The sequence below is a fragment of the Cupriavidus sp. 2KB_3 genome, from assembly GCF_052115685.1.
In the GTDB taxonomy this organism is placed as follows: domain Bacteria; phylum Pseudomonadota; class Gammaproteobacteria; order Burkholderiales; family Burkholderiaceae; genus Cupriavidus; species Cupriavidus campinensis.
The window spans coordinates 78,666-100,211 of the sequence record NZ_JBFRHD010000018.1 but is presented as its reverse complement, the minus strand read 5'-3'; the positions used below and the strand labels follow the sequence as shown (position 1 = coordinate 100,211).

Genomic DNA, 21,546 nt, shown 5'->3' with positions numbered 1-21,546 from the left:
TCAGGAGCTTGCCGCTGCCGGTTTGACCGCCGGCGCGGCCGGCTTCAGCACCAGCCAGACCGCCGCGCCGATCAGCAGCATGCCGGCGGCATGCGCCCACGACAGCGCCTCGCCCAGGAACATCCAGCCCCAGACGATGCCGAACGGCGGAATCAGGAAGGTCACCGTGAGCGACCGCACCGGCCCAAGATCCGCCACCAGCCGGAAATACAGCACGTAGGCGATGGCCGTGCAGACCATGCCCAGGCCGAACATGGCCGCCCACACCCCAAGGCCAGCCCCCGGCAGCGTGTTCTCGCGCACCAGCGCGGCCAGGCTGAACGGCAGCAGGAACAGCGTCGCGCCAACCATGCTACCCGCCGCCACGAGCCGGTTATCCAGGCCGCCGCGCGCGGTGATCCAGCGGCGCGTCAGGAATCCGGCCAGGCCGTAGCACGAGGTCGCCACCAGGCAGGCCAGCGCGCCGAGCAGCACGTCGTGCGAGAACACCACCGGGCCGGTGCGCGTAAGCACCGCCACCCCGGCCAGTCCGATCAGCACCCCCAGCGCCTTGGCGCGCGTCAGCTTCTCGGCAAAGAACAGGCTGCCGATCAGCACGCCCATCAGCGGCGTCATGGCGTTGAAGATGGCCGAATAGCCTGCCGGCAACCACAGCGCGGCCACCGAATACATCACGAACGGAATGCCCGAGTTGATGATGCCCAGCGCGATCACCGGGCGCCACTTGCCGCGCATGTCCCATTTCACTTTCATCAGCATCAGGCAGCCCGCCAGCGTGACAGCGCCGATCAGTACGCGGAAAAACGCCGTTGGCAGCGGCCCGAGCACCGGCGCACCGATGCGGACAAACAGGAAGCTGGCGCCCCAGATGGCGGACAGCGACAGCAGACGAATCAGGTCGGAAGGTTTCATGGCCTTGGTGAGAAGCAACGATTCGGGCGCGCGCCGCGAAACTGTTGCGCATTGGATACAAAACGACGAGAAATCGATCGGAATGCCGCGTGTCGCGCGTTGATCGAACAACACGCCCCGCGACCCCGTACTGCCATTACACCGCGCCCGGCGGCAGGCTGCGCGCTGGAATCGGACCTGATCCTGACCACGGAAGGGGTCGAAGAACACGCGCTAAAAGTCCCAAAACTTGCCCAAAAGTGGGGCAAAGATCACCATTGTTGCGGATTGGCCGCAATATCGCTTTCGGATGCCTTACATACCTACCCCCCATTTGTGGGGAGCCTTAGCACAGGGCGTGACATCGCGTATTCGATTCCGCTAAACTCTGTTCTGCGCCAGAGTTAATTGACCCCTCCGACGCATTCCCGACAAGCCGCCAGGCAACCCTGGCGGCTTCTTTTTTTTCTGCCGTCGGAAAGTGCCTATCGTATGCGACTTCGGCGTCTCACGGGCAGCGCCGCAGCGCGCGCGGTAAAATCCGCGTCAACCGTCAGTCCCCCCTTTGCGTTGCCTGCCTCATGAAACGACAGTTCCTTGGCTTGTTAGCCCGCGTCTACGTCTTGCAATTCGCCATGGAGGTGCCCGCCACCGTGGCCATGCTTGCAGAAATGCTGATGGAGTACGGATTCCAGGTGGATATCGGCACGGTGCGGCCTTTGCTGCGCGCGTTGCAGATGGATGGCTATCTGGAAAGTGTATTGCGCGACGGTATCGGGCGGGTCTATCAACTGACCGAGCAGGGACGTGAGGAACTGGCCAGCAGCCGGTTGCGTATCGACGAACTGTACCGCCGGCTCCATTCGCCCAACGGCGAGGATGCGGCGGCGTCCACCGTCAACGGCTGAGCCCCCCAGATAAGACAAACCCGGCTGTGCGCCTGAGCGCCAGCCGGGTTTTTTCATGGCCAGAACGTACCTGAGGCGTACCTGAGGCGTACCCGTTTCTGCGGCGCCGCGTGGGTGCCGGGTAGGCGCCGGATGTCCCTCAGGCGACGCGCGAGAAGCCGTTGCCGGCCAGCAGCAAGTCGCGCAGCGCGCTTAAGCCCAGCGGCTGGGAGAACAGGAAGCCCTGCACCGCGTCGCAGCCCTCGCCACGCAGGAATTCCAGCTGCGCCATCGACTCCACGCCTTCCGCCACCACGTGCAGGTGCAACTGATGGCCAAGCGCGATGATCGCGGCCGCCACGGCACGGTCGTGGCCGGGCATGGCCAGATCATCGACAAATGACTTGTCGATCTTGAGCTTGCTGATTGGCAGCCGCGTCAGGTAGCCCAGCCCCGAATAGCCGGTACCGAAGTCATCGATGGACACGCTCACGCCCAGCTGGCGCACGCGCCGGAACGACTCAATCGTGGTCTCGCCGCCATCCACGAGAATGCCTTCGGTGACCTCGATGGTCAGGCTCGGCGCCGGCAGGCTGGCCGCTTGCAGGCAGCGCGCGACGGTCTCCGGGAAGTCCGCCCGGCGCAGCTGCAAGGGTGAGATGTTCACCGCCACGTCGATATCGCGGCCCAGTTCGGTGCGCAGGGTCTGGATCTCGCGGCAGGCGGTGGCCAACGTCCACTCGCCCAGCGCGTCGATCATCCCGCACTGCTCGGCAATCGGGATGAATTCGGACGGCTGCATCACGCCGCGCTCGGGGGTTTCCCAGGCGATCAGCGCCTCCACGCCCACCACGTTCAGCGTGGCGAGGTCGACGATGGGCTGGTAGCGCAGCCGGAACTCCTGCTCGGCCAGCGCGCGGCGCAGCAGCGCCTCGATCGTGAAGCGGGTCAGCGAGGCCTCGGCCATCTCGCTCGCAAAGCGCCGCAACTGCGCCCGGCCGCCGCGCTTGGCCGCGTACATGGCCGAATCGGCGGATTTGAGGAGGTCCGTCAGCGTCTCGCCATCGTCGGGATAGACCGCCATGCCGAGCGAAGGCGTCACGCGCAGCGGCTGCCCGGCGAGGTGCCCGGCCAGCTGCAAGCCCTCGGAGACGCGCGCCAGGATCTTGGCCGCCGTCAGCTCGGCCTCGCTGTCATGGCGCAGGCCGCCCAGCACCACGGCGAATTCGTCGCCCCCCATGCGCGCCACCACGTCGCGCGGCTGCACCGTGCCACGCAGGCGCTGGGCAATCGTGCGCAGCACATCGTCGCCCACCGGGTGCCCGAGGGTTTCGTTGATGTGCTTGAAGTGATCGAGGTCCAGCAGCAGCAGCGCCACACGCCCGCCCTGGCGGCGCGCATCGTCGAGGACGGCCTCGGTGCGGCTGTGCAGCGCGGCGCGGTTCAGCAGCCCGGTCAGCGCGTCATGCTGGGCCAGATGGCGGATGTACTCGTCCACGCGGCGGCGCTCGGTCTGGTCCTGCGTCGCCTGTGCCGCGCTGACCTGCCCGGAAGCCCGCCGGCTCCACCACGCCCGTGCCGCCCAGCCGACCAAGGCGCCGCCCGCTGCAACCAGCAGCCAGGACAGAACGGGCAACCACGTGGACAAAGTCATGAAGGCAGGATAAAAGACGGTGCAGACGATGGAATCGGTGAATATCCCCGGGCTTGCATAGCGTGCCGGGTGGCGCCGGCTCCCCTCGTTTGGGGGGCAAACGCGATACGCCGGGCGCACTATACCGTGCCGGTCCAACGGCGCACAGTGCTTCCGCACACACATGCGCGTCGCGGCGGGCAGCAACCCATGGGCTTTGTCAACGCCGTTTGCCCCGGCTGACTCAAACGGGTGATGCGTGGTAGGTTGCCCCCGCTGCCGCACCCCGCAATCAGGCATGGGAAGTGCGTGAGCAGCATTGTTCTCCACTCCTGCGTGCCCTCGCCTTTCGTCTTGCCCGCGTTTGTCCGCATGCCCCGCCTCCAAACCTCCCTGAAAGCGCGCATCGCGCTCATCACCACGGTGCTGGCCGCCGTGCTCGGGACGGGCATCGTGCTCGGCTCGCTGTATTACGCGCACCGGGACCTGGAGGACGCGCTCCAGAACCAGCAGGACTCCATCGTCAAGCTCTCCGCCGACCAGCTCGACACCGCCATGGACGACCGCATCGTGATGCTGGCCCACATGGCGCCGCAGATTGGCGCAGTGCTTGAAAGTGCACACGGCCGGGCCCGGGAGGACGTGCGGGCGGATCTGCTCGACGTCATCGGCAAGACCATACCGGTGCCGGCCGCGTTCAATTCGGTGGTGGTGACGGATGCCAATGGCAGCGTGCTGACGTCATCCGGCCCGCCGATCGAAGTGGGCGACCGCGACTACTTCCGCGAGGCGGTGCGCACGCTGAACCCGGTGGTGGACGCGCCAATCCACGCACGCGTCGATGGCACGATTGGCGTGCTGGTGGCGATGCCGGTGGTCTCGGCGTCCAGGCAGTTCCTCGGCCTCGTGGGCGGCTGGGGCTCGATCTGTCGCGCTCGAACTTCCTGGTCGAGATCGCCCATAGCCGGCTGGGCAACACCGGGTTCTATTGCCTGGTGTCGGCAGGCGCCAAGCCGGTCTACGTGCAGCATCCGGACACCCGTCAGGCACACCAGCCGGCCCGCGCCGTGGGTGACACCTGCGGCGAGACGGACCAGCCCGCGACGCTCGAATTCCTGATGCCGGAGCGGCCCGTGATTGCGCGCCACCTGATGGCCACCACGGGCTGGGAGCTGATTGCCGTGCTGCCCGCGCGCGAGGCCTACGCGCCCTTGCGCCAGATGCAGCGGCGATTCCTGATGATGGCCGGGCTGGTGCTGGGCGGCGTGGCGCTGCTGATCTGGCTGGCGGTGCGGCGGCTGCTCATGCCGCTTTCGCGGCTGCATCAGGTGGTGCAGGCCAGCGCCGACGATGCCGACGCCTTCGAGCGCCTGCCCCGCCGCCCGCAGCGCGATGAAATCGGCGACGTGACCCGCGCGTTCATCCGCCTGATGCGCGATGTGCGCCAGCGCGGCCAGCAACTGGCGCGCAGCGAGCGCCGGCTGCGCGCGGTCACGGACAACCTGCCCTCGCTGCTGGCCTTTATCGACAACGACGAGCGCTACGTCTTCAACAACATCGCCTACGAGCAGGCGTTCGGCATGCGGGTGGAGGAGATCCGGGGCAAGACCGTGCGCGAGGTGCTGGGCGAGGCGCGCTACGCGCTGGCGCGCCCCTACCTGCAACAGGCGCTGGCGGGCGCCGTGATCACGTTCGAGAGCGAATACCGCGCGCCGCAGCCGCACTGGATGGAAATGAGCTACCGCCCCGAATGGAGCGAGGATGGCAAGCAGGTGGTGGGGGTGCACATCCACGTGCAGGACATTACGCAGCGCAAGCTGGAGCACCAGCGGCTGGCGCGGATCTCCCGTACCGATCACCTGACGCAGCTCGAGAACCGGAGCGCCTTCGAGAGCCAGCTCCACGCCGCCATGGCGCGCAGCCGCGATGAGAATCGTCTGATGGCGCTGCTGTTCCTCGACATGGACCGCTTCAAGGCGGTGAACGACGCGCACGGCCATGCCACGGGCGACATGCTGCTGCAGTCGTTCGCCCTGCGCCTGCGCCGCTGCGTGCGCGACCAGGACCACGTGGCGCGGCTGGGCGGCGACGAGTTCGCGGTCATCCTGGAAGACATCGCCTCGCCCGCCACGGCCCAGCGCGTGGCCGAGTCCATCCTCGACGCCATCGGCCAGCGCTTCTACTTCGACGGCGTGATGGCCGACGTGGACGTCAGCATCGGCGTGGCGCTCTATCGCGGCAGCCCGATGACGGACGAGACCCTCAAGCACTTGGCCGACACGCTGCTCTACCGCGCCAAGGCGCTCGGCCGGGGCCGCTACGAGATTGGCCCGGCGGAGCTGATGGCGCTGGAAGCCTGAGGGGCGGCCAGGACCTGCCCAGCCGAGGCACTTTCGGCGCTGAAAGCGCCACCCGCCCGGCGGCTCAGTGCTTGGTCGAGTCGTCGGACGCGTCCGATGCCTGCGGCGCGGCCTCGTCGAACGGCACGTGCCGGCCATCGGCCGACTGGTAGCCCAGCCGCGCGCTCTCGCCCATCATCCTCTCGTAGGCCAGCATGGCCTCGGCCACCGCCTGGGGCTCGCCCTTGAATACGACCACATCGTTGCCGCAGCTCGGGCACTCGCCGCCGAACACGGCGTCGATGCCGCGCAGGCCGGGGGCCGGAATCGCATCGAAATTGGTGAACGAGGTCTTGCACGCGCCGCAGACCAGTTGTGCGGGCCGCAGGGCGTCGATCCGTGCCTGCGCCTGCTGCGCCCGTTCCTCGGGCGTGCCCCGCCGTTTTGCTTCACCCATGATGCCGTCCTTTCTTGCAGCCTATCGCTGCCAATTTTCAACTTCTTCACGCTTCTCCGCCCATTCGAATGAATGGACCGGAACTATCCAACGCTGACGGCGCCGAACCTGAGGCGGCCATTGTAGACCACGCCACATTGCGGCAGGACGCCGAGGCGCCTGCTATTGTGGATAACGGTTGCTGGTTGTCGACCACCCACCCCCAAGGAGGACACCCGATGATTCGACCCACAGTGCGAGAGAATTTTGACCGGTATGCCGACTGTATCGCCGCCTGCAATGCCTGCGCGGCGGCCTGCCTGAAGTGCGCGGCCGCCTGCCTCGAGGAGCAGGACGCCCGGAAGATGACACGCTGCATCGCCCTGGACATGGACTGCGCCGGCATCTGCACCCTCGCCGCCTCCTACATGCTGCGCAATAGCGAATTTGCGCCCCTCGTCTGTGAAGACTGCGCCGAAGTGTGTAAATGGTGCAAGGAAGAATGTGAGCGACATGACCATTGGCACTGCCAGGAATGCGCCGCGGCGTGCCAGGCCTGCATGGAAATGTGCCTCAAGATGACCGCCTGACCTGCCGGCATCGCCGCAACATGCACAGCAATCTAACCGCCTGACGGCGACAGGGGCTTCGGCGCGAATGTGACGCGGGAAGGCTATGCTAGCAGTCCTGCCTGATCCTGCAGCCTTCCCTCAAGGAGTCCGTCCATGTCCGCCAAGCCCGCAAACCCCTCGTCAGCCACCCGCATCGAAAAAGACAGCCTCGGGGATGTGGCCGTACCGGCCGATCATCTCTGGGGCGCCCAGACCGAGCGCTCGCGCCAGAATTTCCGCATCGGCAGCGAGAAGATGCCCCCGGCCCTGATCGAGGCGTTCGCCGTGCTCAAGCTCTGCGCGGCCCGTGCCAACCGCGACCTGGGCGTGCTGAAGCCCGAGATTGCCGAAGCCATCGAGCAGGCCGCCGAGGAAGTCATCGCCGGCAAGTGGCCGGCCGAGTTCCCGCTTTCGGTCTGGCAGACCGGCTCGGGCACGCAGACCAACATGAACCTCAACGAGGTGATCTCCAACCGCGCCATCCAGCTGCTGGGCGGCGAGGTCGGCAGCAAGAAGCCGGTTCACCCGAACGACCACGTCAACGCCAGCCAGTCGTCCAACGACAGCTTTCCCACGGCGATGCACATCGCCGCCACGCGCGCCATCCAGCAGACGCTGCTCCCCTCGCTGGAGAAACTGCAACAAACCTTCGCAAAGAAGGTGGAAGCGTTTGCCGACATCGTGAAGGTAGGCCGCACCCACCTGCAGGACGCCGTGCCGCTGACCCTCGGCCAGGAGTTTTCCGGCTATATGACCCAGGTGGCGGACGCGCAATCGCGCCTGCAACAGGCCATGCTGCGCGCGATGCCGGTGGCGCAGGGCGGCACCGCCGTCGGCACCGGCCTGAACGCGCCCCCGGGATTCGCCGCCGCCTTTGCCCGCTCACTGGCCGGCTACACCGGCCTGCCGTTCGAGCCGGCAGCCAACCGCTTCGCGCTCCAGGCCGCGCACGACGCGCTGGCCGACCTCTCGGGCGCGCTGAACACCACGGCGTCGTCGTTCCTGAAGATCGCACGGGACTTCATGCTGCTCGGCTCGGGCCCGCGCGCCGGGTTTGCCGAACTGCAACTGCCGGCCAACGAGCCCGGTTCGTCGATCATGCCGGGCAAGGTCAATCCGACGCAGGCCGAAGCCCTCGCCATGGTCTGCTGCCGCATCATCGGCAACCATACGACGGTCACGCTGGCCAACAGCCTGGGCACGCTCGAACTGAACGCCTACAAGCCGGTCATCGTCTATAGCCTGTTGCAGTCTGTGACACTGCTGGCGGACGCAGCGTCGAGCTTCGCCGAACATATGGTCGAAGGCGTGGAGCCGGACCGCGCACGGATTCAGGAACTGCTCGAACGCTCCCTGATGTCCGTGACGGCCCTGAACCCGCATATCGGCTACGACAAGGCTGCCGAAATCGCCAAGCTGGCCGTGAAGAAGAATCTGTCCCTGCGCGAGGCCGCGATTGCCTCCGGCCACGTCACGGACGAACAGTTCGGCCAGTGGATCGACTTCAAGGGGATGACGAAGGAGGTGTGAGGGCGGATTAGCCCACCACCGTCACCAACCCCGCCACCCCCAGCGCCAGCGCCGCCAGCGCGTCGCCGGCGATCAGCCCGCCGCCCACCAGCGAAGTCGTGCTCATGTCCTCGGGCAGCGCGGCATCGCGGGCGGGCGCCCCGCGCTTCTTCGCCACGCTATTCACCACGCTGGCCAGCACGCCGCCCGCCGCCATCCACGCGGCGGCCGGCAGGTTCACAAACCCACCGAACGACGACGCGTACGGCGACGGCAGCACCACTGCATCGAGCAGGAAATCCACGGTCTTGCCGGCGCCGCCCGCCTGCGCGAAGCGCCGGTAGCGGGCCGATGCGCGGATGGCCTTGCGCGCCACCTCGGTCACCAGCCCGATGCCCACCCCGATCCACACCGCCAGGCGCTGGTAGGGCCGGTCCTCGGTCATGCTGCGCAGCGCGCCAACGATCTTGTAGGTCATGGCGGAGGTCCAGCGCGCTGGCTGCTGGTCCGCCGGGAGCAGGGTCTGGTCGAGCCGCAGCACCGGATACGCCTGCATGAACAGCCGCGCCAGCAGCACCGCCAGCACCGCGCCCACCACGATGCCGGCCACCTGATAGCCGAACTGCGTCATCCGGTTGGTGCCCAGGCGCCAGCCGGTGGAGCGGTCCTGCTGCATGTCGCACGCCTCGGCCGTGGAGACCAGCAGCACGGTCGCGGCGATCAGGCCGATATGGGGCTCGCGCAGCCCCACGGCGGCCATCAGGATCACCGTGAGCACAAAGGCCGACGAGATCGGATTCGCATCCACCATGCCGACCGAGATGCCATTGACCAGCGCGAACACCAGCACCAGCGCCACGGCCAACAGCTGGTAGCCCACCGGCTGGTCGAACCACGCCGCGCCCGTTGCCACCACGGCCGCGCCCCAGACCACCACCCAGAGCCAGATCCAGCGCATCGGCAGGCCGCGCTGGGCGGCGGGGACAGGGGACGCGGGGACAGGGACGGCGGGCGCCGGCAGCGGCGTGGCCGGCAGGCGCTCCCGCCAGGCCCGCGCGAGCAGCAGTGACACATCGACCAGCGCCGCGCCCATGATCATGCCCAGCGCGATCAGGAAGGTGATCTTGCGATAGGGGTCGCCCGCCGCGAGCCAGCCAATCGACACGAAATACGGCGTCAGCGCCCATCCCGCCAGCCCTCCGACCAGCGCCGCGATGCCAATGCGCGCGCCGACGATCATGCCGGCGCCGAAGGTCGACGCGGACAGGTCGATAGCGCCCAGCCACGCCACGCGCGTGACCCCCACCCCGGCCACTGCCCCGAGCGCGATACCGCCGCCCAGCCGCGCCACCGAGCGCCGCAGCAGCACCGGATCGGTCAGCGCCCGCAGGATGTTGGCCACGGCCAGCCCGGACGGAAACGTCAGCTGCATGCGGTCCACCAGCAACGGCGTGTAGAGCATGCCCACGCCCACGCCATACATGCCGATGCACAGCATGTAGCCGATCAGGTGCCAGAGCGGCGGCGCACCCATGCCCATCCAGCCCATCGCCTGGATCACCACGACCATCCCACCCATGCCGGCCACGGACGCCGCCGCCGTCTGGATATAGTTGGCCCCATGCCGCCCGGCCGCGCCATATCCCGCCGTCACCGCCGAACCCAGAATGCCGGCCAGCACCTGCCCGCCAATAAAGAACCCGAGCGAGAAGTTCATGTAAGCCGCCGCCACGCAGCCAAGCGGCCCCAGAACCAGCATCCCCGCCGCGCCAAGCAGGGCGTGGTATTGCCAGGTATCCGGAGCAGGAAGCCAACGCCAGCGGGGGGGAGTGAGGAGGGTGGACATGGTCGGCTCGGGTGGATGACCGAGCATAGCGGCGAATTGGCGAAACAGGCCAAAGCGTACCCGTTTCTGCGCGGCTTTTTCCGCTGCCTGATGCCGCCCCCGCCGGCAAAGCGTACCCATTTCTGCGCGCCCCAACCCTTGCGGGGTCAAGCATTGATCCGGTGTCGGGCATAGAATGGCGCGTCGGTTCGCCGGCATCCTCCTTTCACTTCCCCTCGCCGTTACGTCATGAAGCCCGCCCTGCCCGCCCTACTTGTCCTGATCCAGCTCGAACCCGCTCATCTTGAACTTGTCTCCGCCCAGTACGACGTCCGCTACGCCCCCACGGCCGAGGGCCGGGCGGCGGAAGTGGCGGCGCACGGCAAGGCCTTCCGCGCCGTACTGACCAATGGCACGGTCGGCCTGACGGCCACCGAGATCGCGGCCATGCCGGCCTTGGAGGTGGTGTGCGCGCTGGGCGCCGGCTACGAGAACATCGACCTGGCCGCCTGCCGGGCGCGCGGCATTGCCGTGGGCAACGGCGCGGGCACCAACGACAGCTGCGTGGCCGACCACGCCATGGCGCTGCTGCTGGCCACCGTGCGCCGCGTGCCGGCGCTGGACCACGCCACGCGTGACGGCGTCTGGCGCAACGCGCTGCCGCTGCCGCCGAATTTCTCGGGCAAGCGGCTCGGCATCGTCGGCCTTGGCACCATCGGGCGGCGCATTGCGCAGCGCGGCCAGGGCTTCGACCTGGAGATCGGCTATCACAACCGCCGCGCGCGCCCGGACGTCTCGTTTTCGTACTTTGCCGATGTGGGCGCGCTGGCCAAGTGGGCCGACTATCTGGTCATCGCCACGCCGGGCGGCCCGGAGACGCGCCATCTGGTCGATACGCCGGTGCTGCGTGCGCTCGGGCCACACGGCTACCTCGTCAATATCGCGCGGGGCAGCGTGGTGAACACGGCAGCGCTGGCCGATGCCTTGCGCGCCGGCGAACTGGGCGGCGCCGGCCTGGATGTCTATGAGAGCGAGCCGCTGCCGCCCAAGGAACTGTTCGATTGCCCGAACGTGGTGCTGACCCCGCACATGGCCGGCTGGTCACCGGAAGCGGTGCTGGCGTCGGTCAGCCAGTTCCTGGAGAACACACGCCGGCACTTCGCGGGCGAGCCGCTGTTCGCCCCGGTCGGCTGAGGCACGACCAGGGGACGACTAAGAGACGACTGGCTCAGGCCGCGACGGGGAAGGTCACGCGCACGCGCAGCCCCGGCGCGGCATCTTCCAGTGCCACGCGGGCGGCGTGCGACTGGGCGATCTCGGCCACGATGGCCAGCCCCAGCCCGCTGCCGCCCGTGGGCGCTTCCGGTACACGGTAAAACCGGTCGAACACGCGCGTGCGCTCGGCGGCGGGAATGCCCGGGCCGTTGTCGCTGACCTGCAGTTCCACGCCACCCTCGCTGCCGACACCCGGCAAGCTTGCCACCCGCACATCGATCCGCCCGCCGGCCGGAATGTAGTGCAGCGCGTTGTCGATGAGGTTGGTCAGCAGGATGCGCAACGCGTCCGCATCGCCCCGCACCGTGGCGGGGCCGGTTTCAGCTTCCGCGTCATCGGACTCCAGTCCCAGGTCGATATCGCGGTCGATGGCCGCCTGGGACATTTCCGCGATCACCCCCGCAGCCAGCGCGCGCAGATCCACCGGCTCATGCGGCGGCGGCGCGGCGCCGGGCTCCTGCCGCGCCAGCGTGAGCAGCTGCGCGACGAGGTGGGTCAGCCGCTCCAGCCCCTGCCGCAGTTGCGATACCGCTTCCTGCCGGGCCGGCGCGCTGTCCGCGCGCTCCACCAGTTGCGCCTGCAATTGCAGCGCCGCCAGCGGCGTGCGCAGCGCGTGGGCGGCATCGGCCACGAACGCCCGCTGGGTGTCGATGGCCTGCGCCAGCCGCGCCAGCAACTGGTTCAGCGCGTCGGAAAGCGGGGCGATTTCGTCCGGCATCTGGCGCAAGGCCAGCGGCGCCAGCGTGTTGGCGTCACGCGCGCGCACCTCGGCAGCAATCTCGCGCAGCGGGCGCAAACCCCGTCCTACCGCCATCCAGATCAGCCACGCCAGCAGCGGCAACAGCAGCAGCAGCGGCGCCACCGTGCGCAGCGCCATGTGCGCGGCCAGCGTGCGGCGCGCGCTCATCGGCTGGGCGATCTGGACCACGGCCGGCCCCAGCTGCACGCTGTAGATGCGCCATTCGCCGGAATCCGTGCGCACGCTGGAGAAGCCAAGTTCCGCGCGCGGCGGCAGCACCGGGTGGGAGTGCGACAGGTAGAGACTGCGGCCCGTGCCGTCCCAGATGTGGATCACCACGTCCTCGTCTGCATGGAGCAGGTCCGCGCTGGCGCCGCTGCCATTGCCACCGTCGAACGGGGGCGCGATCGGGCTCGGGAACTGGCTCGGCAACGCCGCCGCCACCTGCTTCATCTGATAGTCGAACAGCGCGTTGGCCTCCTGCCGGGCCTGCGCGTAGATCAGGCCGGTGGCCACGGCGATACCCGCCGCCAGCCCGGCGGCCAGCCACCACAACAACGTACGTTGGATCGAGCGCATCAGGACGGGCGCTCCTCGTCGGCGCCATCGCGCTGCGGCACCACGTAGCCCACGCCCCGGATATTGCGGATCAGGGCGGCGCCAAACTTGCGGCGCAGCGCGTGGATATAGACCTCGACCGTGTTGCTGCCCACCTCGTCGTCCCAGCCGTACAGGCGCTCCTGCAACTGCGCCACCGACCAGACCTTGCCGGGGCGCGCCATCAGCGCGGAGAGCAGCGCGAACTCGCGCGCGGACAGCCGCACCGCCGTGCCGGCCTGGGTGGCCTCACGCGTGGCAGGGTTGAGTACGATGTCGCCGTAGCGCAGCAGCGGCTCGGCGCGGCCCTCGGCCCGGCGCGCCAGCGCGTGCATGCGCGCGGCCAGTTCCTGGAGGTCGAAGGGCTTGACGAGGTAGTCGTCCGCGCCGGCGTTGAGGCCGGCCACGCGGTCCGCCACGGCGTCCCGCGCGGTGAGGATCAGCACCGGCGTGCGCACGTTGCGGGCGCGCAATGTCTTCAGCACGTCCAGGCCCGAGCGGCGCGGCAGGCCCAAGTCGAGCAGCACGAGGTCGTAGCCGCCGTCCGCGCGGGGGCCGTGCTGGTCAGAGGCGGCGTCGAGGCCGGCATCGCCATCGCGCACCCAATCGACGGTAAAGCCCTCCTGGCGCAGTGCCACCTTCACGCTCTCGCCAATCATGGCGTCATCTTCCACCAGCAATACACGCATGTCAGGATCGGTCAGTCAGGGTTGGGCGGCGGCGCCGTGGCGCATGTCGCCCTCGAGGCGGTCTGCCAGCGCGCGCGCCAGCCCGGGCAGCGCCGGATAGGCGGCCGTGATCACGCAGACCGGGATGTCGGCCAGATAGGCGCCCATGCGGCCCTTGGCGGCAAAGCGCGCGGCGAACGGCGAGGCCCGGAAGGCATCGACGAAACGGGGCACGATGCCGCCGCCAAGGTAGACCCCGCCGCGCGCGCCGAGCACCAGCGCAACATCACCCGCCACCGAGCCGAGCAGGCCGCAGAACGCCGCAAAGGCGCGCTGGCACAGCGGGTCGCCAGTCTTGATCGCGCCGTCCGTGACCTCGGCCGGGGTCAGCGGCTGGGCCAGGGGCGTACCCGTTTCTGCGGCCAGCGCGGCGTGGATCTGGGACAGGCCCATGCCCGACAACATGCGCTCCGCCGAGACCCGCCCCAGATGCTGATGGGCGTATCGCCAGGCGATCCACTCGTCGTCGGTGTCCGGCATGATCTCGATATGGCCGCCCTCGCCAGCCAGTGCCACCGCGCCGCCGCCGGGCGCGGGTACCAGTCCCGAGACGCCCAGCCCGGTGCCCGGCCCCAGCAGCGCACGCGGCGCCGTGGGCACCGCCGTGCCGCTGCGCACCAGCGCGAGGTCTTCGGCGGGCAGGTAGGGCAGCGCCAGCGCCAAAGCGGTGAAATCGTTGATGGCCACCAGCGTGTCCAGGTCGAGCGCGCGGCGCGTGGCGTCGATCGAGAACGCCCAGTTGTGGTTGGTCAGCTTGACGTGGTCCCCGGTGACCGGATTGGCCAGCCCGATGGCCGCATGGCGCGGGCGCGGCAGGTCGTGCAGGCCGCGCAGGTACTGCCGCATGGCCGCTTCGAGCGACGGAAAATCCGCCACCTTGAGCGCGGTGACCGCGCCAATCCGCATCGGCGCCGTTTCCAGCGCCATCCGCACGTTGGTGCCGCCTACGTCGGCCAGCAGGCGGGGATACGAGTCGGCTTGCGCATCAGGTGGAGACATCGGGGCCCTTTGTCGAAAACTTTGTCGAAAACTTTGTCGAGAACGAACGTTGGCGAGCGATCAGGTGCGGAACACATCCACGCCGTGGTGGTGGCGCGCCAGCACCAGGCTCACCGGCAGGGCCGGCGTGGGCGCCTGGAGCGCGCGGGCCAGCACCTCGGCCTTCTTCTCGCCCGAGATGGCCAGGAAGGTGCGTTCGGCGGCCAGCAGCGCGGCGAGGTTCAGCGTCACGCGAGCATGGTTGGCGCTGGTCGGATGGGTGACCAGGAAACCGGGCTTCGGCTCGGACAGCGCGGTCTGAAGCTCGGGCGCCTCGGGAAACAGCGACGCCGTGTGCCCATCCTCGCCCATGCCGAGCACCACCACGTCCGGCTGCTGGAAGCGTTCGTTGAGCCGCGCCACGGCGCGCTCCGGCTGGGCGGCCTCGGCGGCATCCTCCACCAGCGGCACCCAGGCCGCCACGCCCGCTGCCTCGCGCAGCAGGTTGTGGCGCACCAGCGCGCCGTTGCTGTCGGGGTGGTCGGGCGACACCGCGCGCTCGTCCACCAGCGTCACGGTCACGGCATCCCAGCGGATGGGCCGATAGCGCAGCCGCTCGAACATCGGCACCGGCGAGCGCCCGCCGGACACCGCCAGCACCGCCCAGCCCTTGGCCTGGATCACCAGTTCCAGCGCATGGCCGATCGAGAGGGCCAGCGATTCGGCCTGATCCATCACGGAGGCATGTTCGTACTGGCGCATGATCGGTCCCTTTCGATATAGACAGGCGGTGGGTCAGACTTCCTCGTGCCAGAGCGCGTTGTCGCGCGACATCAGCGCCGACGACGCCGCAGGCCCCCAGGTGCCGGCGGTATACGGCTTGGGCGGCACGGTACTGTTGGCCCAGGTGTCGATGATCGGCTCCACCCAGCGCCACGCCTGCACCTGCTCGTCACGGCGCACGAACAGGCCCAGCCGGCCGCGGATCACGTCCAGCAGCAGGCGTTCGTAGGCGCCGGCGCGGCGCACCTTGAACGAGTTGGCGAAGTCCAGGTCGAGCGAGGTGGGCGTCAGTTCGAGCGTATCGCCCGGCTGCTTGACCAGGAAATACAGCTTGATGCTCTCCTCGGGCTGGAGCTGGATCACCAGCCGGTTCTGCGGCGACAGCGTCAGCGGCTTGGGGAAGATGGCGTGGGGCACGTCACGGAAATGGACCACGATCTCGGCCACGCGCGATTGCATGCGCTTGCCGGTGCGCAGGTAGAACGGCACGCCCTCCCAGCGCCAGTTGGCTATCTCGGCCTTGATGGCGACGAAGGTCTCGGTGCGGCTGTCCGGCGCGATGCCCGGCTCCTCGAGATAGCCCGGCACCGGCTTGCCGCCGACCGCGCCGGCGCGGTACTGGCCACGCACGGTCTTCTCGGCCACGTCCTGCGGCTGGATCGGCCGCAGCGCCTTGAGGATCTTGATCTTCTCGTCGCGGATGGCGTCTTCCGAGAGGCTTGCCGGCGGCTCCATCGCCACCATGCACAGCAGTTGCAGCAGGTGGTTCTGCACCATGTCGCGCAGCGCGCCGGTGCGGTCGTAGAAGTCGCCGCGCTGCTCCACGCCCAGTTCCTCGGCGATGGTGATCTGCACCTCCTGCACCCATTCGCGGCGCCACAGCGGCTCGAACAGCGCGTTGCCGAAGCGGATCGCCATCAGGTTCTGGACCGATTCCTTGCCCAGGTAATGGTCGATCCGATAGATCTGGTCTTCGCCGAAGAACTTCGCCACGGAGGAATTGATGGCCTCGGACGAGTCCAGGTCGTGCCCCAGCGGCTTCTCCAGCACCACGCGCACATTGGGCGTGTTCAGGCCGGTGCGGCCCAGCTGCTCGCAGATCGGCACGAAGATATGGGGAGCGGTGGCCAGGTAGCAGACCACCACCTCGGGCTTGCGGGCCAGCACCTTCTCGGCCAGCGCGTCGAAGTGGGCGGGCTCGCGCGCGTCGGCCTGCACATAGCAGATGCGCTGCAGGAACGAAGCCCAGGCGTCGGGCGGCGCGTGCTCCAGCGCGGGCCGCACGGTGTCTTCCAGCGTGGCGATGTACTGCTCGGTGGTCTGGGCGTGGCTGCCCGTGGCGAGGATGCGCGCGGACGGATGCAGCACGCCGCAGCGGTGGGCGTCGAAGAGGGCCGGCAGCAGCTTGCGCCGCGCCAGGTCACCGGTGCCGCCAAACAGCACCATGTCGAAATCGGGCATGCTCACCCTGGGCTCCTTGCGGGGGGAAGTGGGCGCCCCGGCAACTACTGAGTGCCGGCGAGGGGCGGATAAGTTCCGGCCATGTTACGTCACTCGCCGGGGATTGGGCAGTGGGCGGGGCGGATTCGGCCGGCACGCGGACCCCAGGCTGACCCCAAGCGTACCCATTTCTGCGTAGCGTCGCGGACTGCACACCGGGGGTTCACGTCGTTGTCACAGGCCGGCGCGGAACATCCGGGCGTGTGAGCGATCCGACCTGTATCCGCCGATTTGGACTACGCTGATGGAGCGCCGCACGAAGCGCCCCACGCCTCACAGGAGAAGACTCCATGCCACGCCACCCTGTCCTGGAGCGGGTTACGGCCCGCATCGTGACCCGCAGCCGCGCCACGCGCCAGGCTTATCTCGACCGCACCCGCGCCATGGCCGGGCAGAAGGTCGAGCGCGCCAACCTGTCCTGCACCAACCTCGCCCATGGCGTAGCCGCCATGCCGGACGACGCCAAGATCCGCCTGAAGGCGCAGGAGCGCCCCAACCTGGCCATCGTCTCGGCCTACAACGACATGCTGTCCGCCCACCAGCCGCTGGAAGCCTTCCCGCGCTGGATCAAGGAGGCCGCGCTGGCGGCCGGCGGCACGGCGCAGTTCGCCGGCGGCACCCCGGCCATGTGCGATGGCGTGACCCAGGGCCAGGACGGCATGGACCTGTCGCTGTTCTCGCGCGACGTGATCGCCATGGCCACCGCCGTGGCGCTGTCCCACCAGATGTTCGATGGCGTGCTGTACCTGGGCGTGTGCGACAAGATCGTGCCCGGCCTGGTGATGGGTGCGCTGTCCTTCGGCCACCTGCCGGCCGTGTTCGTGCCGGGCGGGCCGATGACCACCGGCATCGGCAACGAGGAGAAGGCGCACATCCGCCAGCTCTACGCCGAAGGCAAGATCGGCCGCGCGGAGTTGCTGGAAGCCGAGACCCGGTCCTACCACGGCCCCGGCACCTGCACCTTCTACGGCACCGCCAACTCGAACCAGATGCTGATGGAGATCATGGGCCTGCACCTGCCCGGCACCGCCTTCATCAACCCCGGCACGCCGCTGCGCGAGGCGCTGACGCGCCATTCGGCCACCCACGCGCTGACGCTGGTGCATGGCGGCGAGCGCTACACACCGGTGGCCGATGTGCTCGACGAACGCGCGTTCGTCAACGGCATCGTCGGGCTGGTGGCCACGGGCGGGTCCACCAACCACACGCTGCATCTGATCGCCATGGCGCGCGTGGCCGGCATCCAGCTGACCTGGGACGATTTCGACGAACTCTCCGCCGTGGTGCCGCTGCTGGCGCGCGTCTACCCGAACGGCAAGGCCGACGTGAACCAGTTCCAGGCGGCGGGCGGGCTGGCGCTGGTGATTCGCGGCCTGCTGGCGCTGGGGCTGCTGCACGACGACGTGACCACCATCGCCGGCAAGGGGCTGGCGGACTACACGCGCGAGCCGGTGCTGCGCGACGGCAAGCTGACCTGGATCGACGGCCCCACGGCCTCGCTGGACGAGACCATCGTGCGCCTGCCCGAGCAGGCGTTCGCGCCCGATGGCGGGATCAAGCTGCTCGACGGCAATCTCGGGCGATGTGTTATCAAGACATCCGCTGTGAAACCCGAACACCAGGTGGTGGAGGCGCCCGCCATCGTCTTCGAACGGCAGGATGACCTGCTGGATGCCTTCAAGCGCGGCGAACTCGAGCGCGATTTCGTGGCGGTGCTGCCGTGGCAGGGGCCGGCGTCATGCGGCATGCCCGAGCTGCACAAGCTCACGCCCACGCTGACGCTGCTGCAGGACCGTGGCTTCCACGTGGCGCTGGTCACGGACGGGCGGATGTCGGGGGCGTCGGGCAAGGTGCCGGCCGCCATCCACGTCTGCCCCGAGGCGCTGCTGGGCGGCGCCATCGGCAAGGTGCGCACCGGCGACATCGTGCGCGTGGACGCGCCAGCCGGCGTGCTGACCGTGAAGCTGGCCGATGCCGACCTGGCCGCGCGCCAAGCCGATCGGCCCGATCTCTCGCGCAACCGGCACGGCGTGGGCCGCGACCTGTTCGGCGGCTTCCGCGCCCATGTGAGCACGGCCGAGACCGGCGCGTGCTCCTTGTTCGCGGAGGAAGAGGCCGAGCGGGGCTAGCTTGGCCGGCGCGGCGGGGTGCGGCGGGCATCGTAGCGGTCCGCCTTGCCGCCGCCATCGGCCCCTTCGGCCCCATCGGCCAGCGTCGCCTCGTCCCTCTCGTCATCCATTTCTGGCACCAGCACTTCCTGCACCGGCACGGCAATCCGGCAGCCGGCGGCCTCGAGCGTCGGCTTCAGCTTGCTGAAGAAGCCGAACTGCACGTTCCAGAAGTCATCGTTCGAGGTCCAGTAGCGCGCGTTCAGCGCGATGCCCCGGTCGGTGTACTTCGTCACCATGACCTCGGGCCGGGGCTCGGCCAGCAGCCGGAGCTCCTTGGCCAGCATGGCCTTGAGGGCGTCCAGGCCGGCCTGCACAGGGCTGTCGAAGGTCACGACGATCTCGATATCCATGCGTCGCGTGACGTTCTCGCTGTAGTTCATGATCGCACTGCCCCAGAGCTTGCCGTTCGGCACGCGCAGGCAGACCCCGTCGAAAGTCGTCAGCTCGGTCATGAACAGCCCGGTCTCGCGCACGGTGCCGGCCACGCCCTGGGCGTCGATGTACTGACCCACGCGGAACGGGCGCAGCAGCACCAGCATGATGCCGGCGGCGATGTTCTGGAGCGTGCCCTGCAGCGCCAGGCCAATGGCCAGGCCGGCGGCGCCGAGCATGGCGATGATGCTCGCGGTCTGCACGCCGAACTGCGACAGCACGAGCACCACGGTCAGCACGCGCACCACCCACTGGGCCACGCTGGCCAGCATGGGCCGCAGCGTGTCGTCCACGTGGGTGTGATGGAGGCCCTGCCTGACGGCCCGCGCGGCGCGGCCGGAGAGCCACCAGCCGGCAATCAGGATGGCCAGCGCGGCAAGGCAGTTCAGCCCCTGGCTGACCGCAAACTGGGTGAGATAGGCCCAGGTGGCCTGGACTTTATCGGCGTCGATATACGGCAGATCCATGCGTTCGCTCCTCAGTGCAACCTCCGTGCAACCCGGGCCGACTTGCGAAGGACGTGCCAGCCAACCCGGCGGGCAATCCCAAAGCGTACCCGTTTCTGCGTGGGCCGTTGCCACGCAAAGGCGCACGGCGGCCCGCGCGGCGCGCCGTTTACATCACAGCCGGGGAGAAAAAAAGCAGGGGGAGTGCAGTGATTACAACTTTCGGCCGTGAGCCCTTGTAATCCCTGCACGGAGCGGGCGGGCAGTCAGGCCCGGGGGGCAGGCGTGCGCAGAAACGGGTACGCCTTGCCCCGGGTGGCGGGGTTAGCGCGCCGGGGCGGGGCGGTCGTGGTGGTGATCGTGCGAATGGTCGTGCAGGCGATCACGGTCAGCCAGCGCCGGGAACAGCCGCATCCACGCGAACACCACCAGCACCGTGCCGGCGCCGCCGAGCAGCACCGCGCCAACCGGCCCGAGCAGCGCCGCCGTGACCCCCGATTCGAACTCGCCAAGCTGGTTGGACGCGCCGATGAACACCGAGTTGACCGCGCCCACGCGGCCCCGCATGTCGTCGGGGGTATCGAGCTGCACCAGCGTCTGACGCACCACCACGCTGATCATGTCCGATGCGCCCAGCACCACCAGCGCCCCCATCGAGAGCGGCAGCCAGTTGGAAATGCCGAAGACCATCGTCGCCACGCCGAACAGCGCCACCGCGCCGAACATCACGCGGCCCACGCGCCGGTTCAGCGGGTTGCGCGCCAGCCAGAGCGCCGTGACCAGCGCGCCGATGGCCGGCGACGAGCGCAGCAGCCCCAGCCCCCAGGGGCCGGTGTGGAGGATGTCCCGCGCATAGATCGGCAGCAGCGCGGTGGCGCCGCCGAGCAGCACCGCGAACAGGTCCAGCGACACCGCCCCCAGCAGCACCTGATGGCTGCGGATATAGGCAAACCCGGCGAACAGCGTCTTGATGCTGACCGGCGTGGTCAGCCGCTGCGCGGCCTGGCGCAGCTTGAGCGTGGCCACCAGCACGGCGGCGATGGCAAACAGCACGGCGCTGATCGAATAGACCACGCCCGGCCCCGCCACGTAGGCGAAGCCGCCCAGTGCCGGGCCGATGATGATGGCGGTCTGGCCGGCGGAACTGGCCAGCGCCACCGCGCGCGGCAGCTGGCGCGGCGTGACCACGCTGGGCAGCAGCGCCTGGAGCGTGGGCGTCTCGAAGGCGCGGCAGGCACCGATGGCCGCCACGAACAGGAAGATGTGCTCGCGCGTGATCCAGCCCGAGAAGCTCGCCACGGCCATCGACACGGCAATCACCGCTTCCAGCGCCTGGCAGGTGCGCACGATCAGCCGGCGGTCGAAACGGTCGGCCACGTGCCCGGACATCAGCAGCAGCACGATCGACGGCAGGAACTGCACCAGCCCGACCATGCCGAGCATGAAGGGGTCGCGCGTGAGGTCGTACATCTGCCAGCCCACCGCCACCGTGAAGATCTGGTAGCCGATGGTGGTGCAAAGCCTGGCGAACCAGAAATGTCGGAAAGCGGGGTCGCGGAAGACGGTGTCCGGCTCGGCGGCCGGCACGGGTGTGGCGGTGGACATGGGGGCGGCGGGAAGGGAACGATGCGGCGTGCGGGACGCCAGTCATCGTACAAAGCTCAGGATTTTAGCCGAGCCGGACCCCGGGCGCCGAGGTGCTGGCGTATCCACCCTGACGCGTGGATGCGACATTGAGGTACATTGGTACAGTGTTGAGAATGATT

The 21,546-nt window shown here is 68.8% G+C and carries 16 protein-coding genes and 1 pseudogene; 6 read left to right on the top strand and 11 right to left on the bottom strand.

The features are described from left to right. Complete coding sequence (locus tag AB4120_RS19660; protein WP_149138526.1) at positions 1-912, bottom strand: DMT family transporter; 912 nt, start codon at positions 910-912, stop codon at positions 1-3. 560 nt (positions 913-1,472) lie between these two features. Between AB4120_RS19660 and AB4120_RS19655 the strand changes: the two genes are divergently transcribed. Further along, positions 1,473-1,799, top strand: a complete 327-nt coding sequence (locus AB4120_RS19655; RefSeq protein ID WP_144201011.1) for a PadR family transcriptional regulator — start codon at positions 1,473-1,475, stop codon at positions 1,797-1,799. 139 nt (positions 1,800-1,938) lie between these two features. On the opposite strand, the gene AB4120_RS19650 is transcribed toward AB4120_RS19655, so the two are convergent. Continuing rightward, complete coding sequence (locus AB4120_RS19650) at positions 1,939-3,432, bottom strand: putative bifunctional diguanylate cyclase/phosphodiesterase (RefSeq protein WP_149138527.1); 1,494 nt, start codon at positions 3,430-3,432, stop codon at positions 1,939-1,941. A 351-nt stretch (positions 3,433-3,783) separates the two neighbouring features. On the opposite strand from AB4120_RS19650, the pseudogene AB4120_RS19645 reads away from it, so the two are divergent. Beyond that, positions 3,784-5,771, top strand: a pseudogene (locus AB4120_RS19645) (diguanylate cyclase domain-containing protein). 64 nt (positions 5,772-5,835) lie between these two features. Here the strand turns inward: AB4120_RS19645 and AB4120_RS19640 are convergent. Beyond that, positions 5,836-6,207 (bottom strand): hypothetical protein, encoded by a 372-nt coding sequence (locus AB4120_RS19640; RefSeq protein WP_092294150.1) that lies wholly within the window; start codon positions 6,205-6,207, stop codon positions 5,836-5,838. Between the two features lie 218 nt (positions 6,208-6,425). On the opposite strand from AB4120_RS19640, the gene AB4120_RS19635 reads away from it, so the two are divergent. After that, on the top strand, positions 6,426-6,776 hold the full coding sequence (locus tag AB4120_RS19635) for a four-helix bundle copper-binding protein (protein ID WP_149138528.1): 351 nt from the start codon (positions 6,426-6,428) through the stop codon (positions 6,774-6,776). A 135-nt stretch (positions 6,777-6,911) separates the two neighbouring features. Then, complete coding sequence (fumC, locus tag AB4120_RS19630) at positions 6,912-8,327, top strand: class II fumarate hydratase (protein WP_149138529.1); 1,416 nt, start codon at positions 6,912-6,914, stop codon at positions 8,325-8,327. A 7-nt stretch (positions 8,328-8,334) separates the two neighbouring features. Here the strand turns inward: fumC and AB4120_RS19625 are convergent, their stop codons facing one another. Beyond that, positions 8,335-10,152: an OPT/YSL family transporter gene (locus AB4120_RS19625; RefSeq protein ID WP_149138530.1), complete on the bottom strand. Its 1,818-nt coding sequence runs from the start codon at positions 10,150-10,152 to the stop codon at positions 8,335-8,337. Positions 10,153-10,380: 228 nt separating this feature from the next. Between AB4120_RS19625 and AB4120_RS19620 the strand changes: the two genes are divergently transcribed. Next, complete coding sequence (locus tag AB4120_RS19620; RefSeq protein WP_149138531.1) at positions 10,381-11,325, top strand: 2-hydroxyacid dehydrogenase; 945 nt, start codon at positions 10,381-10,383, stop codon at positions 11,323-11,325. Between the two features lie 34 nt (positions 11,326-11,359). Here the strand turns inward: AB4120_RS19620 and AB4120_RS19615 are convergent, their stop codons facing one another. From AB4120_RS19615 to zwf, 5 genes are read right to left on the bottom strand one after another with little or no spacing between them, the layout of a single operon-like run. Next, positions 11,360-12,724, bottom strand: a complete 1,365-nt coding sequence (locus tag AB4120_RS19615; protein ID WP_149138532.1) for a sensor histidine kinase — start codon at positions 12,722-12,724, stop codon at positions 11,360-11,362. Beyond that, positions 12,724-13,431, bottom strand: a complete 708-nt coding sequence (locus AB4120_RS19610; RefSeq protein WP_149138533.1) for a response regulator transcription factor — start codon at positions 13,429-13,431, stop codon at positions 12,724-12,726. The genes AB4120_RS19615 and AB4120_RS19610 overlap by 1 nt, the downstream gene beginning before the upstream one ends. Before the next feature lie 15 nt (positions 13,432-13,446). Next, on the bottom strand, positions 13,447-14,469 hold the full coding sequence (locus AB4120_RS19605) for a glucokinase (RefSeq protein WP_149138534.1): 1,023 nt from the start codon (positions 14,467-14,469) through the stop codon (positions 13,447-13,449). Positions 14,470-14,529: 60 nt separating this feature from the next. Then, on the bottom strand, positions 14,530-15,210 hold the full coding sequence (gene pgl / locus AB4120_RS19600) for a 6-phosphogluconolactonase (protein WP_149138535.1): 681 nt from the start codon (positions 15,208-15,210) through the stop codon (positions 14,530-14,532). 33 nt (positions 15,211-15,243) lie between these two features. Then, positions 15,244-16,692, bottom strand: a complete 1,449-nt coding sequence (gene zwf, locus AB4120_RS19595) for a glucose-6-phosphate dehydrogenase (protein WP_149138536.1) — start codon at positions 16,690-16,692, stop codon at positions 15,244-15,246. Positions 16,693-17,021: 329 nt separating this feature from the next. Between zwf and edd the strand changes: the two genes are divergently transcribed. After that, entirely contained in the window at positions 17,022-18,860 is a 1,839-nt protein-coding gene (gene edd, locus AB4120_RS19590; RefSeq protein ID WP_149138537.1) for a phosphogluconate dehydratase, read from the top strand. On the opposite strand, the gene AB4120_RS19585 is transcribed toward edd, so the two are convergent. Beyond that, a complete protein-coding gene (locus tag AB4120_RS19585; protein WP_149138538.1) occupies positions 18,857-19,801 on the bottom strand; it encodes a mechanosensitive ion channel family protein in 945 nt (314 codons plus the stop codon). The two genes, edd and AB4120_RS19585, sit on opposite strands and share 4 nt — an antisense overlap. A gap of 303 nt (positions 19,802-20,104) precedes the next feature. Further along, positions 20,105-21,385: an MFS transporter gene (locus tag AB4120_RS19580; RefSeq protein WP_149138539.1), complete on the bottom strand. Its 1,281-nt coding sequence runs from the start codon at positions 21,383-21,385 to the stop codon at positions 20,105-20,107. Positions 21,386-21,546: the final 161 nt, after the last annotated feature.

Bases quoted from the DNA above. Each gene is read 5' to 3' on its own strand.
- AB4120_RS19635 (WP_149138528.1), top strand. From the start codon at position 6,426: ATGATTCGACCCACAGTGCGAGAGAATTTTGACCGGTATGCCGACTGT.
- edd (WP_149138537.1), top strand. From the start codon at position 17,022: ATGCCACGCCACCCTGTCCTGGAGCGGGTTACGGCCCGCATCGTGACC.
- AB4120_RS19610 (WP_149138533.1), bottom strand. From the start codon at position 13,431: ATGCGTGTATTGCTGGTGGAAGATGACGCCATGATTGGCGAGAGCGTG.
- pgl (WP_149138535.1), bottom strand. From the start codon at position 15,210: ATGCGCCAGTACGAACATGCCTCCGTGATGGATCAGGCCGAATCGCTG.
- fumC (WP_149138529.1), top strand. From the start codon at position 6,912: ATGTCCGCCAAGCCCGCAAACCCCTCGTCAGCCACCCGCATCGAAAAA.
- AB4120_RS19625 (WP_149138530.1), bottom strand. From the start codon at position 10,152: ATGTCCACCCTCCTCACTCCCCCCCGCTGGCGTTGGCTTCCTGCTCCG.
- AB4120_RS19615 (WP_149138532.1), bottom strand. From the start codon at position 12,724: ATGCGCTCGATCCAACGTACGTTGTTGTGGTGGCTGGCCGCCGGGCTG.
- AB4120_RS19660 (WP_149138526.1), bottom strand. From the start codon at position 912: ATGAAACCTTCCGACCTGATTCGTCTGCTGTCGCTGTCCGCCATCTGG.
- AB4120_RS19650 (WP_149138527.1), bottom strand. From the start codon at position 3,432: ATGACTTTGTCCACGTGGTTGCCCGTTCTGTCCTGGCTGCTGGTTGCA.
- zwf (WP_149138536.1), bottom strand. From the start codon at position 16,692: ATGCCCGATTTCGACATGGTGCTGTTTGGCGGCACCGGTGACCTGGCG.
- AB4120_RS19640 (WP_092294150.1), bottom strand. From the start codon at position 6,207: ATGGGTGAAGCAAAACGGCGGGGCACGCCCGAGGAACGGGCGCAGCAG.
- AB4120_RS19580 (WP_149138539.1), bottom strand. From the start codon at position 21,385: ATGTCCACCGCCACACCCGTGCCGGCCGCCGAGCCGGACACCGTCTTC.
- AB4120_RS19585 (WP_149138538.1), bottom strand. From the start codon at position 19,801: ATGGATCTGCCGTATATCGACGCCGATAAAGTCCAGGCCACCTGGGCC.
- AB4120_RS19605 (WP_149138534.1), bottom strand. From the start codon at position 14,469: ATGTCTCCACCTGATGCGCAAGCCGACTCGTATCCCCGCCTGCTGGCC.
- AB4120_RS19655 (WP_144201011.1), top strand. From the start codon at position 1,473: ATGAAACGACAGTTCCTTGGCTTGTTAGCCCGCGTCTACGTCTTGCAA.
- AB4120_RS19620 (WP_149138531.1), top strand. From the start codon at position 10,381: ATGAAGCCCGCCCTGCCCGCCCTACTTGTCCTGATCCAGCTCGAACCC.